Here is a 14,702-nt window from a genome sequence, read left to right as displayed (position 1 = left end):
GTTCATCCATTCTCTCATTTCCCAAAGCTATAGCTTTGCGTGACTTGGCACCATTTCACTTTCATGACGGTTGCCGGGCTTCAAAGGGCACTTCCCTCCACCTCTCTTAATAAGAGCGACACTATTAAATTGTGTTTTCAACATAACGAATATTATCATAGGTTTCCATCTTCGTCAATAGCCTTTATTGTTTCCAATAAGTAAGGAACTGATTGAAAAGCATAGATTTTCTTTTCCACTTTCCCATGTTTTGTAATAAGAAGACAAGGGACGCTTTCAATTTCCTGTTCTATCGCCAAATCACCTAGAAAATTAATATTTGCCTGACCAATTGGATAGGTAACCATTTCTTTAATAACATTCATCATTTTACTTGCTACCTGACACGTTCCACACATAGGCGTATAGATATAAAACAAGGTAAGTGTTGAATTGTTTTTAGCGCTATCCCATTGTTCTCTAGTCCATTCATTCATACACATCATCCTAAGGTAAAAATTCTTTTTTCACCTTAATATTAACACGTTTTAATATAGATGCCAAAACCTTCGCCGGTGTGTTTGCTACTTCGCCATACGTCGGGTTCGTATACAAATGAATTGCCTCTGGATACTCCTTCCTAACGACCGATCGAATTTGTTCCCCGGATTTGTCTGCATCTAGAAAAGCATAAATCGGCAAGCCATCATAAGGGCTTAATAGCTCCTCCAATTTTACATCGGATATCGTTCCATTAGTACATATAATTTCTGGAGATTCATCGAGAAGGCTTAATAATTGCAGCTTATCAGACCTACCCTCAACGATAATAATTTTATCACTAAATACATGTGCCATTTAGCTTCTCTCCCAACTTATCCTTTCCTTTATTATATGAAAAAAACGCCGATTATTAACCGGCGTTTTCATTATTACTCTGCTATTAATTCTTCGTACTTTTCAGGAGATAATAAGCTGTCCACTTCTGATACGTCAGAAGGCTCAACCACGATCATCCATGCATTTTCATAAGGTGATTCATTAACAAATTCGGGGCTATCTTCTAGCTCAGTATTTACTTCTACTACTTTACCACTGATAGGTGCATATAATTCTGAAACAGTTTTTACGGATTCAACGCTACCAAAAGCGTCTCCTGCCTTGATCTCATCGCCAACTTGTGGAAGTTCAACGAATACGATATCTCCAAGTTCAGATTGTGCAAAATGAGTAATTCCAATACGGACATTTCCGTCCTCATTTTTTACCCATTCATGTTCAGCTGAGTACTTAAAATCTTTAGGTACGCTCATAAATAAACCCCTCTCAAATAATTAATCCATTCTATTTAATATTCACATATTTTCATAGTAAATACAAGGTGCTTTAAGAGGTTTTCCACATGTCTTCAAACTGCTCTTCTTTAAAACCAAGCGTTAGCTTATGTCCATTATATACAAGAGGTCGTTTAATCAATTTTCCATCCGAAGCAAGCAGCTCTAACTGCTCATCCTCCGACATTGTAGGAAGCTTGTCCTTCAATTGTAATTCACGATATTTTACGCCGCTAGTATTAAAGAATTTTTTCAGTTCATAATCGCCTTGTGCCACCATTTCCTTTAAAAGTTCCTTTGAAGGCGGTGCGTCAACGATATGATGGTTCTCAAATGGGATATCGTTATCTTTCAGCCATTTGCTTGCTTTGTTGCATGTACTACATTTTGGATATCCATAAAATTGGATTGTCATTTATATCTCACCTTTTTCTTTTTATCATAATAATATTTTGTTACTCATGCAAGAGAAAGAGAAGCAAAAACACTATTATATAAAAAGAGATGCTTCTAACAAGATTTCGACGATCTCTCAAACAGATTTATCGTGAATTTCCTTAAGCGGTGATATTTTTTCTCTGAACGATGATAAACAACGTCTAAGCAGTGATAATCTCATCCCCCCTTAAACAAAAAAGCCATCTGGAGTCCCAGATGGCCAATGCTGTTATTAAACTACAAATTTTTCAGCTTCGATTAGCTTAACGGAAGCTTCGCGTTTTTTCTCGATCACGTTGTATGGTGTGTAGCGAGTTAACTTGCGAAGTGCAGAAATCATCATACGTAAGTTATCGCCATCAACTGAAGCAATTAGTGTTTCTTTTGCTGCTGCTTCGATTTCATTGAAGGCTTCTTGGCAGAAGATTTGAGTGTAAAGAAGCTTTTGCGTTGCTTTTTCTTCTCCACTGCGTGCGATCGCTTTTTCTGTACGAAGTACTGCTGATTCCATTGCAAAGATGTTGTTCGCAATGTTTGCGATGTGTACAAGTACTTCTTGCTCTGCTTCTAATTTTGTCCCGAAACGTTGAGCAGCCATACCAGCAGCTAAAATACCGATTTTCTTAGCGTTTGCAACTAGCACTTTTTCTTGGGCTAATGCTTCATCGCCAACTTCCTCTGGCATCATCATTAATAGCTCTTCTTGCAGACCTTGTGCTTTTTGAAGAAGTGGTAATTCACCCTTCATTGCTTTTTTCAGGAATGTACCTGGAACGATTAAGCGGTTGATTTCATTTGTACCTTCGAAAATACGGTTAATACGTGAGTCGCGGTAAATGCGCTCTACTTCATATTCTTGCATAAAGCCGTACCCACCATGTAATTGAACCGCTTCGTCCGCGATGTAATCTAGAACCTCAGACCCTACTACTTTGTTAATAGAGCATTCAATCGCATACTCAGCAATTGCAGCTGCAATTTTTGTTCCGTCTTTTTGATCTTCTTCGCTCATTTGGCTCATGCGATCCTCAAAGTAACCAACTGTACGGTAAATTAAGCTTTCTGTTGCATATAGCTTAGACGCCATAGTTGCTAGCTTTTGCTTTGTTAAATTGAATGAAGAAATAGGCGTCTTAAATTGTTGGCGTTGATTAGAATAAGTAATTGCTAGCTCTAATGCACGTTTAGAACCACCAATCGTACCTACACCTAATTTGTAACGACCGATGTTCAGGATGTTGAATGCAATAATATGGCCACGGCCAATTTCCCCTAATAGGTTTTCAACAGGTACCTGTGCGTCTTCTAGGATCAACGTACGTGTAGAAGAAGATTTGATACCCATTTTCTTCTCTTCTGCACCTACAGATACTCCTGGGAATGTTCTTTCCACGATAAATGCAGAGAATTTGTCTCCGTCCACTTTTGCGTAAACAACGAATACGTCTGCAAAGCCTGCGTTAGTGATCCATTGCTTTTCACCATTAAGGACATAGTGAGTTCCTGCTTCATTTAATTTAGCTGTTGTTTTAGCTCCAAGTGCATCTGAACCTGAGCCTGGCTCTGTTAAAGCGTATGCAGAGATTTTTTCTCCTGACGCTGAGCTTGGAAGGTATTTTTTCTTTTGTTCTTCATTACCGAAAAGAACGATTGGAAGCGTACCGATTCCTACATGCGCTCCGTGAGTGATAGAGAATCCACCTGCTACTGATAGCTTTTCAGCGATTAATGCAGAAGAGATTTTGTCTAATCCTAGGCCATCATATGCCTCTGGAATATCAGCTGCTAAAAGACCTAAGTCACCAGCAGATTTCAATAAACGTACAGAGTGATCAAACTCATGATTTTCTAGGTTTTCCACAACAGGTAATACTTCGTTTTTAACATAGTCTTCTGCTGTTTTAGCAATCATTTTTTGCTCATCATTGAAATCCTCTGGTGTAAATACGCGGCTTGCCTCAATATCCTCTACTAAAAAGCTTCCACCTTTAATTGCATCTTGAACTTGTGTCATTTCCTTCTCCTCCTATTGTGTGTAAACGTTTGTTTAATTGATTGTGAAATGCGCCCTTCAATCAAAGCGCATTTCCCTCTTTAAATTAAAGAAGTTCAAATACTCCAGCTGCTCCCATGCCTCCACCAATACACATCGTCACAACACCGAATTGCTTCCCTTGTCTTCTAAGTTCGCTCATCATTTTTAGAGTTAAGATAGAACCTGTTGCTCCAAGTGGATGCCCTAGTGCGATAGCTCCACCATTTACATTTACTTTATCTAGATCGATACCTAAATGACGAACGACTTGGATGGATTGAGAAGCGAATGCTTCATTGATCTCCCATAGATCGATATCTTCAATAGATAGACCTGCAATTTTCAATGCTTTAGGTACCGCAACAATTGGTCCGATCCCCATTACGTCCGGAGCTACGCCGCCAACTGCGAATGAACGGAATTTTGCTATCGGCTTTAAGCCCTGTGCCTCTGCAACTTCACGATCCATCACTAATACTGCGCCTGCACCGTCCGAAGTTTGAGATGCATTACCTGCAGTTACAGAACCACGCACGTTGAATGCTGGACGTAATTTTGCAAGTGTTTCTACTGTTGTTCCTGGACGTACACCCTCATCCATTTCGAACATAAATTTTTTCGATTGCGCTTTGTTGTTTTCATCTACGAAATGCTTGATCACTTCAACCGGAACGATATCATCGTTAAATTTACCAGCTGCAATTGCCGCTGCAGCAAGCTGATGTGAACGAACAGCAAATGCATCCTGGTCTTCACGGCTCACATTATACTTATTCGCCACCTGCTCTGCTGTATGACCCATTCCCATATAATATTGAGGCGCTGTTTCTGCTAAATGAGCATTTGGTCGAATGACATTACCCATCATTGGAACCATACTCATAGACTCTACTCCTCCGGCAATAATTGCCTCGGAGTGACCTAGCATAATACGTTCAGCCGCATATGCGATGGATTGTAAGCCAGAGGAACAGAAACGATTGATTGTGATTGCTGGTGTTGTATCTGGAAGTCCAGCAAGTGCACCGATATTACGAGCTACGTTCATTCCTTGCTCTGCTTCTGGCATTGCACATCCTAAGATTAAATCATCTATTGGGCCATCGTATCCGCCCGCTCTTTTTAATGTCTCTTTTACTACCAATGCCCCGAAATCATCTGGGCGTACATTGGCTAGAGATCCTTTTTTCGCTTTACCAACTGGTGTTCTTGCACCTGCTACGATAACTGCTTCACGCATGAGTTCTCCTCCTTTTACCTAACGCAGTCTAGTTGCGTAATGGTTTACCTTTCACTAACATGTGCTGCATTCTTGCCTGAGATTTAGGATCTGCAACTAAGCTTAAGAAAGCTTCGCGCTCTAAGTTCAATAAATATTGCTCATCTACTAACGTACCGTATGGAACCTCTCCACCAGCAATCACATAGGCAAGCTTTTTAGCAATTTTCAAATCATGCTCACTAATATATCCTGATAAGAACATGCCTTCAGCTCCTAATAAAAGTGCTGCATATCCCGGGGATCCTACAACAGGTACCTTTTCACGAATCGGCGCCTTATAGCCTGCTTCTGCAAGAGCTAGTGCGGCTTGCTTCGCATCATAGATTAAGTGATCTGGGTTAACGCTAATGCCGTCAGCCATGCTTAAGAAATTGTTCTCACGTGCCTCTTCACCCGAAGTGGATACCTTAGCCATAGCGATTGTTTCAAAAACCTTGCTAGCTACATTTAAGTAATCTATTTGCACTCCGTTTGGAATTCCTTTTAGGTGTTTCATGTAAAGCTCTTTATTACCCCCACCACCAGGGATTAGACCAACGCCCGCTTCCACAAGTCCCATATATGTTTCAGAAGATGCCTGGATATGAGCTGCTGGTAGAGTAACCTCTGCTCCTCCGCCTAATGTCATTCCAAAAGGAGCAACTACTACTGGCTTCGAAGAATATTTAATTTTCATTGTCGCATTTTGGAATTGACGAACAACGAAATCAAGTTCAAAAATATTGTCATCTTGCGCTTCCATTAGAATCATGCCAAGGTTTGCTCCAACGCTGAAGTTTTTACCTTGGTTACTAATAACAAGACCCTTAAAGTTTTTCTCTACTTCATCGACAGCAAAGTTAATCATTTGAAGAATATCTAACCCAATAGAATTGGACTTAGAGTGGAATTCAAGCAATGCAATCCCGTCTCCTAAATCAATCAGGCTAGCTCCTGAATTCGACTTAATGACACCATGCTTTTTCTTGTAGCTTTTTAGGTTAATCATTTTTTCATTGACTGGTACCGCCTGGTAATCCGCTCCGTCAAAGAAGAACAATTCACCGTTATCTTCTTTATAGAAGGAATCGAATCCTTTATCTAATAAGGACTGAACGAAAGCAGGTATTTCATAGCCCTCTGACTGCATTTTTTCAACAGAGGTTTTTACTCCGATTGCATCCCAAATTTCAAACGGTCCTTGCTGCCAGCCGAAGCCCCATTTCATGGCATTGTCAATCGCAACGATATCATCTGCAATTTCACCGTGAAGCTGCGCTGAATAGACAAGCGTCGGACTTAAGATACTCCATAAAAGCTCTCCCGTGCGATCCTTTGCGTATGTTAACGTTTTCACTTTAGCCGCTAACCCTTTTTGCTGCTTCGCCATTTCCATAGATGGCGTTTTTAGCTTTTTCATTGGGCCGTATTCTAGTGTTTCTGGGTCAAGTTCTTTAATTTCTTTGCCTTCTTTTAAGAAGAAGCCTTGCCCTGTTTTAGCACCAAGCCACTTGTTTTCAAGCATTTTTTGCATGAAAGCGGGTACTTCAAAAACCTTTTGCTCTTCCCCTGTTGTTTGGTCATACACGTTCTTTGCTACGTGAGCAAATGTATCAAGACCTACTACATCAAGTGTACGGAACGTAGCAGACTTCGGACGGCCAATAAGTGGACCAGTAACAGAATCTACCTCTCCAACCGAGTAGCCTCTTGCTTGCATCTCACGAAGGGTTACAAGTAAACCGTATGTTCCAATTCGGTTGGCTATGAAGTTAGGCGTATCCTTTGCAAGAACAACACCTTTTCCAAGCACATCCTCACCAAAGGTTTGCATAAATTCTACTACTTCAGGAGCAGTTGTATTAGCAGGAATCACTTCTAGTAGCTTCAAATAACGAGGTGGATTGAAGAAATGAGTACCTAGGAAATGCTTGCCAAAGTCTTCTGATCTACCTTCTACCATTGCATTGATACTGATTCCTGATGTGTTAGAGCTTATAATTGTGCCTGGCTTACGAACTGCATCTATTTTGTCATATAAATTTTTCTTAATATCTAAGTTTTCTACTACTACTTCAATAATCCAGTCCACATCTTTTAGCTTTTCAAGATCATCCTCTAAATTCCCTGCCGTGATTAATTGCAGGTTCTTTTTCGATGTTAATGGTGCTGGTTTTTGCTTTAATAATTTCTGTACGGCAGTTTCCGCAAAACGATTACGTACGGAAGGATGCTCCAATGTAAGTCCTTTTGCTTCATCCTCTTTACTAACTTCTTTTGGTACGATATCCAGCAAAAGTGTTGGTATACCGATGTTTGCTAAGTGAGCTGCAATCCCAGATCCCATTACCCCTGAACCAAGTACAGCTGCTTTTTTAATTTGATATGTCACGTGCAAAGCCTCCCCTTCATCTTGAATGAACGCTCATTCATTTTAATTACAAAAAAAATAGAAGCAATCTCTATATCTATTATTCTAGTGCAATGTTTAAATTTTCGCAATAATAAAATGAATAATTTAATACATTTTTCTTTCTCCTATTTGGGAAACAGTGTAAACTGTAAGTATTATCATTGGAGGTATCTTATAATGAAAAAAATTACTACAACTGAGCAATTTAATGAAATCATTTCTGGTGATCAAGAGGTATTAGTAAAATTTGAAGCAGGCTGGTGTCCTGATTGTCGTCGCATGGAAATGTTTATCGATCCTATCATGGAAAAGTATAATAATTACGCATGGTATGAAGTAAATCGTGACGAGCTACCTGAAATCGCTGAAAAATATGAAGTAATGGGGATTCCTAGCCTACTTATATACCAAAACGGCGAGAAAAAAGCTCACCTGCATAGTGCAAATGCGAAAACACCGGACCAGGTAGAAGAATTTTTACAAGCGCAAACTAAATAGATACTATTTAGAACAGCTACATATAGGCATAATATTCAAAACTGAATAGTCTATACTTTCTTTAGAATAAGCCAAGGTAACCTTAGAAAGTATGAAAGGAAATAGGACTGCTCTTAACGACAGTCCTCTTCTACTTTCTTACCATAATAAGAAAAACAGAGGTGTTATATTTGTCGCAAGATAACGAAATTCTGGAATTAAAAGAGAAAGTCGCTTACTATGAACGAATTATAAAAGCAATGTCAACCCCAATCATTCCATCTATTGTGCCTAAAACAATTTTGATGCCGATTGCCGGCTATATGTATAAGGAACGGTTTGAAAATATTGAGACGGAAACACTACAATATATTGGCGAGCATAAAGAAGTAGAACACGCTATTTTCGATTTTACCGGGGTAACTGTGGAGCATATTGAGGAATTCGATTACAATGAATTGGCCATATCTATATCCCGACTGAATAGCTCTCTTCGTTTAATGGGAATCCGTCCAATCTATGTTGGCTTTAACCCAAAATTTATTCGAGAAATTGTCCATGCAGATCTACATGTTAATATCGAAACATATAAAAATTTCCGAGAAGCATTGAACCGCCTACTGCAAGAATCCAATAAAACAATCGCTTCTAAATAAAAAAAGGATTAGGGATTTCTCCTAAACCTTTTTTCTAGCGACAAAGGAAACGAGAAATTGTTCTCGCATCTCCCTTTGTCTTTTTTATCATGTTAACTTAAAAATTTGTCATACAAATTGGTGCTTTTCGTGGCTTAAACCAGTCATCTAAATCCTCTGGGCTACAACCCTTCACTACTACTTCACCATAGCTATCCAAATCCTTAATCGATACACAGCCCATCCACCATGCACTTAAATCTTGAATTCCTATTTCGATATTCACCTGACCGATATTCTCTCCAACTTTTTCAATATCCCATTCTCCACCCAAAAATGAAAGCTTATAAAAGCCTGACTGCTCCTCGATAAAGGTGTCCTCGACCTTCACAATAATTTCTGGTTGGCCGGCTGGCTTGCGAAGTGTTTGAAAATGCATTTGCTTAAAAAAGAGTGGAATATCTGAAATCCGATACATTAAACCCGATCCAGTGGTGGCCACCTCATGATAGACACTAGGTATTAAGTGATTAGAGTCATTTGGTGGATTGTTTAAGCTATAAACAAATGCGGGGTTGTTCGTTCCATATATGATTCGATCAACCTGGTCCTGCTGGGAATGAACCCATGCCTCTAGCTGCTTAAAGCCCTTCTGGCTACTCCATACCCACTCATGAATCATCATATTTTGATGCAGGAAGTGACTATCCTTCACTGGCTGAAGGCTAAAAGCCAAGGCCCCTATCAGCTTGCCGTCTTCTCGGACCCCTACATAACGAGATGCTGCATTTTTAATATGCTGACGCTCACTCCATGTCCGTTTGATCATACCATGATGCATTTGGGCAAAGTGGTTATATAAGACTGTAATTTCTTCTACATCTGTAGGAGATAACAGCTCTACCAAGTCCTTCTGTCCATTACTATTTAAAGCACCCGGTTTTATCCTAAACTCGTACTTTAATGGACCGTAGCCATAGCCCATTTTGCGGTAAAAACTAGAGCTAAAAGGATATAGAGCCACAAGAGCCACATTTTCCTTTCTTGCTTCTTGGTGAAAATGGTTCAACAGCTCAAATGCTACCTTTTCCTTCTTATGTAAAATATGTACTGCCACCATGCCTATCCCAAATAGACGTTGAAACTCACCATTAATATTACATTCAAAATCACTTCGTCGGTAGATTCCTACTAATTCTTCTTTCGCGTTAAAGCTTCCATAAAAAAGAATACCGTTTTCTTCCCTTTGCTCTCGTTTCAGTCTTTCCTCATATTCCTTCTTCTTTTCCTCTGACTGAATGCCCATTCCTGGATATGCCATAGACGCTAGGTCAGCTGCTGCCTCAAAATCCGTTTCCTCTAATACTCTAATCAAACCATCCATCCCCTTAGTAATTAAATTAGAATTGCTATTTATATAAAAAACACGAACAATAATTGATTTTAGCTACTGGAAACCGTTCTGCTAGCGACTGATACACAAGTCTAATTGCAACGCCTTGTCTATCATGCCGCATTCAATCAAATAATTGTTCGTGTTAAAAATGGAAAACGTTATTTAGGAAATTAACTTAATTTAATGCTTTTAGTAAAAACTTTTAGGGTAACATAAACGTACTGTATATAGTAACCAGAAAGGAGAATTAACTTGAAAATCCAATTGCCGGTTAAAGGCTTTTCCCAGTACGATGTTTCCATTAATCCAAAGCTACAATCTTCTGCATGTGGACCGGTCACAGTATATGTGCTCCTAAACTATCTTTTACCGAACCACTCCTACATTCCTAACGATTTGTATAAACATTTAAAAGGAACAAGAATCGGTCTATTTACATATCGATTTATTAGGCGATTAAAAAAGCTTCTTGGTCCTGGTTGGACAATCCAAAAATGCTCCATAGAGGAGTCCTTAGGTGAGCTGCAACAAGGTAGACCAGTGGCATTAAAGTTTGATAAATATTTTTCTTTTAAATGGAAACAGAAATTCTCTTTTTCCTATCACTGGGTACCATTAATTGGGTATGAAAAAAATAACGATGAACTCTATTTAATCGTTCATGATAATGGTGGAAGAGGACGAGAAAGTTCTATACGCAAGATAAAATATACAGAAAATGCCCCTATCCTCACATTTATTAAAGTTGTCCCACCGGCTTCTGTTTCCCTTGCAGCTGACGAGCTAAAATAGTGTAGCCATGCTCATATAAAAAATCGAATTTGTTCGTATCAATATTCGGTATGACTAAGTGATCGAGCTCCGCTTCAATTGGTACATCTCTACTGATGGTAGCAAGCTGCTTCGATAAGTGAAGCATTTCTAAATCAGCCTCAATTTTTGTTCGCTGTCCCTTTGTTAAGAGATGCAGTGAGTCTATTACCTTTTCAACTGAACCATAGGCTTGTATAAGCTGAAGAGCAGTTTTCGGTCCAATACCCTTCACACCTGCATAGCCATCACTGGAATCTCCCATAAAAGCCTTCACATCCGGGAACTGCAGTGGAGAGATACCGTATTCATCTGTGAATCTTTCATGATTATAGTAGTCATATATCGTAAAGCCCTTTTTCGTGAATGCAATTTCAGTAGAAGGATCTAAAAGCTGAAGTAAATCCTTATCGCCACTGACAATCGTGAAATGGGCTTCGTCTTTCCATTTATGTGTGATAGATGCAATCGTATCGTCTGCTTCCATTCCAACTATCCCAAAGTTTTGCCATCCTAAATGCTCCGACAGCTCCTGGGCCATATCAAATTGAGGAATCATCTCCTCTGCTGGCTTTGGCCGATTCGCTTTATACCCATCAAATAAATCATTTCTAAACGTTTTCATTCCTTTATCCCAGCAAACCGCCATATGAGTAGGGTTCATTAGCTCCTGTGCTGCCAATACATGACGAGCAAAGCCCTGTACTGCATTCGTTGGAATCCCCTTTTCATTTTTAAAATAGTTTCCTGACATAGCAGTTGCAAAGAAAGAACGGAATAATAATGCCATACCATCTATAACTAATACACGAGGTTTTTCCTGTGTCATATACATCATCCTTTAGTTTATTAAAAGCACCTAAACAAGCAGTTTAATACTTTTATCACATATTATTATAACATGGATTGAAAATAAAAATTAAGGGTATATAATTCTAAAAAACTCTTTGGAGGTACATATGAATCTACATAACGGGTCTCTTTATTGGCCAACTACAACAAAACCATTTACTCCAACATTCATTGAGCCTTTAGATATATACGATGTCGTTATTGTCGGTGGAGGAATGTCTGGCTCCTTAACTGCGCTATCGCTTGCGAATACAGGATTGAAGGTTGCAGTATTAGATAAACGTATGATGGGTACCGGCAGCACTAGTGCGAATACAGGATTACTTCAGTATTCAAATGACATTATGCTTCATGAACTAATTGACCAAATCGGCGAAAAGGATGCTGTTCGCTTTTATCAGCTCTGTTATGAAGCAATGGATGAATTAGAGCTTGTGGCTAAAAGTCTCGATGAGGATTCGGATTTTATACGACGCCCTAGCCTGTGTTTTGCTAGCGAAGAAAATGATGTCGAGAAGCTAAAGGCGGAATACATAACACTTCAAAAATATAACTTTCCTTGTGATTATTTAGGAAGAAACGAGATAGCCAAAAAATTTTCCTTTTCCAAGGATGGCGCCCTACTAACTTTAGGTGACGCAGAGGTTAACCCGTTAAAGTTTGTACAGGGGGTTCTTCGAAAAGCGGAAGAGCTAGACGTTCATCTATATCCATATACAGAAGTTATAAATGTGATAGATAGAGATGATGATCTGGAAGTTCGAACAACTGGAAAATCGTTCTATGCTAAAAAAGTTGTATATACGACTGGATATGAGGATGTCCCTGTTGGAAAACGTAGGGGAGCTGATATCAATCATTCTTATGTGTTCGTCAGCAATCCTATTAGTAATTTAAGTGGCTGGCATGAAAAAGCTTTAATATGGGAGACAAAGCGACCTTACTTATACGCTCGTACATGCAAAGAAGGTAGATTAATTATAGGTGGTATGGACAAAGACCAACCTGAGGCACCACAATCGGAAGAGCTGATGATGAAGAGAGTAGAAAATCTTCTTTTCCAAGCAAAAGAACTATTCCCCCAATACGATATAAGCATTGATTATGCATATGCTGCGACTTTTGGAGAATCTACTGATAATCTTCCATTCATTGGAGAACATCCAACGAAAGAAAATCATTATTACCTATTAGGTTATGGTGGAAACGGAACCGTTTATAGTATGCTCGGATCTCATATATTGAGAGATTTAATAACCGGTCATAAGAATGAGGATGCTGAGATTGTACAGTTGAATAGGCTAAGTAAAAGCAAAGAAGCGACTAATCAATAATTAGTCGCTCCAAACTTTAGATAAACACCAGGAATTGTGATGTTTTGTCTAAAGTTTTTTCTATTAAAGTAACGATATGTGCTCTCCTGGATCTTCAGCTCGCACTATTCTCGTTGAAAGTCTCCACTCTGCCCTCCAATCAAAAGTCGACTCCTTCTATTTGTGGGTCAAGCCTAGTAATTAGACTTTGCACGCAGAGAAAAAACCTTCTCCTAGCTAGGAATCAAAATCTTATCTCTAATTTGAAATCCAAAAAGCATTAATTTTTTGATTTGATTTTTGTTGTCTTTATTAACACGTACTAATATATTCCGTACTCTGTAGTTTGTTTGTGTAAAGCATAGTATCTTTTCTAGCTCCTCAGACTCCCACCCTTCTATAAATAGAGTTCCTTCAGATAGCTTTTCTTTATGATTTAGTTCATCAATATAAAGCGATGTTGAATTGATCCAAAAAGTGTTTTGGGGATTTCCAGAATGATAGCCCTCGAAACCTCGAAGGTAATTGAGAAGGAATCTTTGTCGGTTACCTGACCATATCTCTGTGTTAGAAATACTTTTAAAGTTACAATTGGGGGCTTTGATGTGGATATCGTTGAGCTCAGCAATAAGAATAGAATGCTTTTTCTTAAATGCCTTCTTCTTAGTAGGATTCAATTGTTTTCTTTCATATTTTGCTATATGACGCTTTTCCAGGATAAGACCAAGCTTACCCCTAAAATTTTTAGTTGAAAATAGGATAGACACAGTGCCTGGAGCATGTATGGGCATAGCCTCGCCAAGCAGCTTCTCAGCATGAAAAAGATCCTTTAGTTTTCCGTTTCCGTACTCCATGTATTTATCCAGCCACTGAAAACCATAAGAAAACGCTATTAATTCATTATTAAGATGTATTACCTTTGCGCTGACATGAGGCCGATCACCTTCAAACTTTTTCATAAAATCCAATCTATCGTTACTGGAGTGATTAAATTTGTCCATGTTTCCCTCTAATAAAGACTGCAATTGGTCAAATGTCACTACCTCTTCCTGTAGATCACCTATTGCCCTTAGCTTTACTTCCATCATTGGAGTTATAGCATGTAAAATTTCTACTGGATTATTTTTCTTTTCTATACATTTGTAGCTTCTAGCATTCATGTAATTCCTTAATTTTAGATGTGTATGATTGTCATAACTTAACGAATTAATCAAGAATACTGCCTGCTGCTTATCTAAAATAATTCCGTCCATCACAAACATAAGCACCCTATCTAAATCTCTCTTCTTTACTACGAAGTCTGTATAAGGACAGGATTGAATAGCTAATGTTTGCACAATTTTAACATTGTTCTTTTTACTCACTATAAAGGGAAAAAAAGCAATGACTTTCTGGTTTTCTCTAACACTATAAATCTCAATTTTCTTATCGTCTGAAAAATATCTCCACCAATTGTATATAAAATGAAATTCTAGAAATGGATTAGAATTTTGATTTGCTGCTAAAATAGTGGACCATTCTTTTTCATACAAACTAAGATGTTTAAATGACTTGATAAGGAATAGCTCCAAATAATACTCCTTTCTTTTATCATATAGTCGTTCTAGCAAAGAAGTCTTGTACTAAAAATTAGTTTATCCGCAAACGATTCTGTTCAAAGAATCCTCTCTAAAATAATATTAATAGGCAGGCTGTTTCATTCCTATTTGCTGCGAATTAAACAATATAGATTATACAAAGAAAAAGCCATCACTCCAGT

At 38.6% G+C, this 14,702-nt stretch carries 14 protein-coding genes and 1 riboswitch; of the genes, 4 read left to right on the top strand and 10 right to left on the bottom strand.

Going from position 1 to position 14,702, the window contains the following annotated elements; translation table 11 throughout:
* Window positions 1-11: 11 nt before the first annotated feature.
* Window positions 12-116, bottom strand: a riboswitch (SAM riboswitch).
* Between the two features lie 39 nt (window positions 117-155).
* The 7 genes from MKY09_RS05595 to MKY09_RS05565 all read right to left on the bottom strand — a co-directional run bounded on the left by MKY09_RS05595 (window position 156) and on the right by MKY09_RS05565 (window position 7,439).
* Window positions 156-476 carry a thioredoxin family protein gene (locus tag MKY09_RS05595; RefSeq protein ID WP_169359623.1) on the bottom strand — a complete coding sequence of 107 codons (321 nt, stop codon included), beginning with the start codon at window positions 474-476 and terminating at the stop codon, window positions 156-158.
* A gap of 10 nt (window positions 477-486) precedes the next feature.
* Window positions 487-837 (bottom strand): toprim domain-containing protein, encoded by a 351-nt coding sequence (locus MKY09_RS05590; protein ID WP_169359622.1) that lies wholly within the window; start codon window positions 835-837, stop codon window positions 487-489.
* Between the two features lie 74 nt (window positions 838-911).
* On the bottom strand, window positions 912-1,292 hold the full coding sequence (gene gcvH / locus MKY09_RS05585) for a glycine cleavage system protein GcvH (protein ID WP_169359621.1): 381 nt from the start codon (window positions 1,290-1,292) through the stop codon (window positions 912-914).
* 73 nt (window positions 1,293-1,365) lie between these two features.
* The gene (locus tag MKY09_RS05580; protein WP_251556211.1) at window positions 1,366-1,728 is read right to left on the bottom strand and encodes an arsenate reductase family protein; all 363 of its coding nucleotides are present in this window, start codon (window positions 1,726-1,728) and stop codon (window positions 1,366-1,368) included.
* A 255-nt stretch (window positions 1,729-1,983) separates the two neighbouring features.
* Window positions 1,984-3,765 carry an acyl-CoA dehydrogenase family protein gene (locus tag MKY09_RS05575; RefSeq protein WP_342567823.1) on the bottom strand — a complete coding sequence of 594 codons (1,782 nt, stop codon included), beginning with the start codon at window positions 3,763-3,765 and terminating at the stop codon, window positions 1,984-1,986.
* Between the two features lie 85 nt (window positions 3,766-3,850).
* The gene (locus tag MKY09_RS05570; protein WP_169359618.1) at window positions 3,851-5,026 is read right to left on the bottom strand and encodes an acetyl-CoA C-acetyltransferase; all 1,176 of its coding nucleotides are present in this window, start codon (window positions 5,024-5,026) and stop codon (window positions 3,851-3,853) included.
* Window positions 5,027-5,054: 28 nt separating this feature from the next.
* Complete coding sequence (locus tag MKY09_RS05565) at window positions 5,055-7,439, bottom strand: 3-hydroxyacyl-CoA dehydrogenase/enoyl-CoA hydratase family protein (RefSeq protein ID WP_342567822.1); 2,385 nt, start codon at window positions 7,437-7,439, stop codon at window positions 5,055-5,057.
* A gap of 198 nt (window positions 7,440-7,637) precedes the next feature.
* Between MKY09_RS05565 and MKY09_RS05560 the strand changes: the two genes are divergently transcribed.
* Both MKY09_RS05560 and MKY09_RS05555 read left to right on the top strand, forming a co-directional pair.
* The gene (locus MKY09_RS05560) at window positions 7,638-7,958 is read left to right on the top strand and encodes a thioredoxin family protein (protein ID WP_169359616.1); all 321 of its coding nucleotides are present in this window, start codon (window positions 7,638-7,640) and stop codon (window positions 7,956-7,958) included.
* 170 nt (window positions 7,959-8,128) lie between these two features.
* Window positions 8,129-8,593 carry an STAS domain-containing protein gene (locus tag MKY09_RS05555; protein WP_342567821.1) on the top strand — a complete coding sequence of 155 codons (465 nt, stop codon included), beginning with the start codon at window positions 8,129-8,131 and terminating at the stop codon, window positions 8,591-8,593.
* 97 nt (window positions 8,594-8,690) lie between these two features.
* Here MKY09_RS05555 and MKY09_RS05550 read toward each other — a convergent pair whose 3' ends face one another.
* Window positions 8,691-9,947 (bottom strand): GNAT family N-acetyltransferase, encoded by a 1,257-nt coding sequence (locus MKY09_RS05550; RefSeq protein WP_342567820.1) that lies wholly within the window; start codon window positions 9,945-9,947, stop codon window positions 8,691-8,693.
* 273 nt (window positions 9,948-10,220) lie between these two features.
* Between MKY09_RS05550 and MKY09_RS05545 the strand changes: the two genes are divergently transcribed.
* Window positions 10,221-10,760 carry a C39 family peptidase gene (locus MKY09_RS05545; RefSeq protein WP_342567819.1) on the top strand — a complete coding sequence of 180 codons (540 nt, stop codon included), beginning with the start codon at window positions 10,221-10,223 and terminating at the stop codon, window positions 10,758-10,760.
* On the opposite strand, the gene MKY09_RS05540 is transcribed toward MKY09_RS05545, so the two are convergent.
* Window positions 10,708-11,607, bottom strand: a complete 900-nt coding sequence (locus MKY09_RS05540) for a 5'-3' exonuclease (RefSeq protein ID WP_169359612.1) — start codon at window positions 11,605-11,607, stop codon at window positions 10,708-10,710. The two genes, MKY09_RS05545 and MKY09_RS05540, sit on opposite strands and share 53 nt — an antisense overlap.
* A gap of 130 nt (window positions 11,608-11,737) precedes the next feature.
* Here MKY09_RS05540 and MKY09_RS05535 point away from each other — a divergent pair, with 130 nt between their 5' ends.
* Entirely contained in the window at window positions 11,738-12,964 is a 1,227-nt protein-coding gene (locus MKY09_RS05535; protein ID WP_342567818.1) for an FAD-dependent oxidoreductase, read from the top strand.
* Window positions 12,965-13,176: 212 nt separating this feature from the next.
* On the opposite strand, the gene MKY09_RS05530 is transcribed toward MKY09_RS05535, so the two are convergent.
* Window positions 13,177-14,514, bottom strand: coding sequence for a hypothetical protein (locus MKY09_RS05530; RefSeq protein ID WP_342567817.1), 1,338 nt, complete (start codon window positions 14,512-14,514; stop codon window positions 13,177-13,179).
* Window positions 14,515-14,702: the final 188 nt, after the last annotated feature.

Source organism: Psychrobacillus sp. FSL K6-4046 (assembly GCF_038624605.1).
Taxonomy (GTDB): domain Bacteria; phylum Bacillota; class Bacilli; order Bacillales_A; family Planococcaceae; genus Psychrobacillus.
This window is presented reverse-complemented; position numbering and strand designations above follow the sequence as displayed.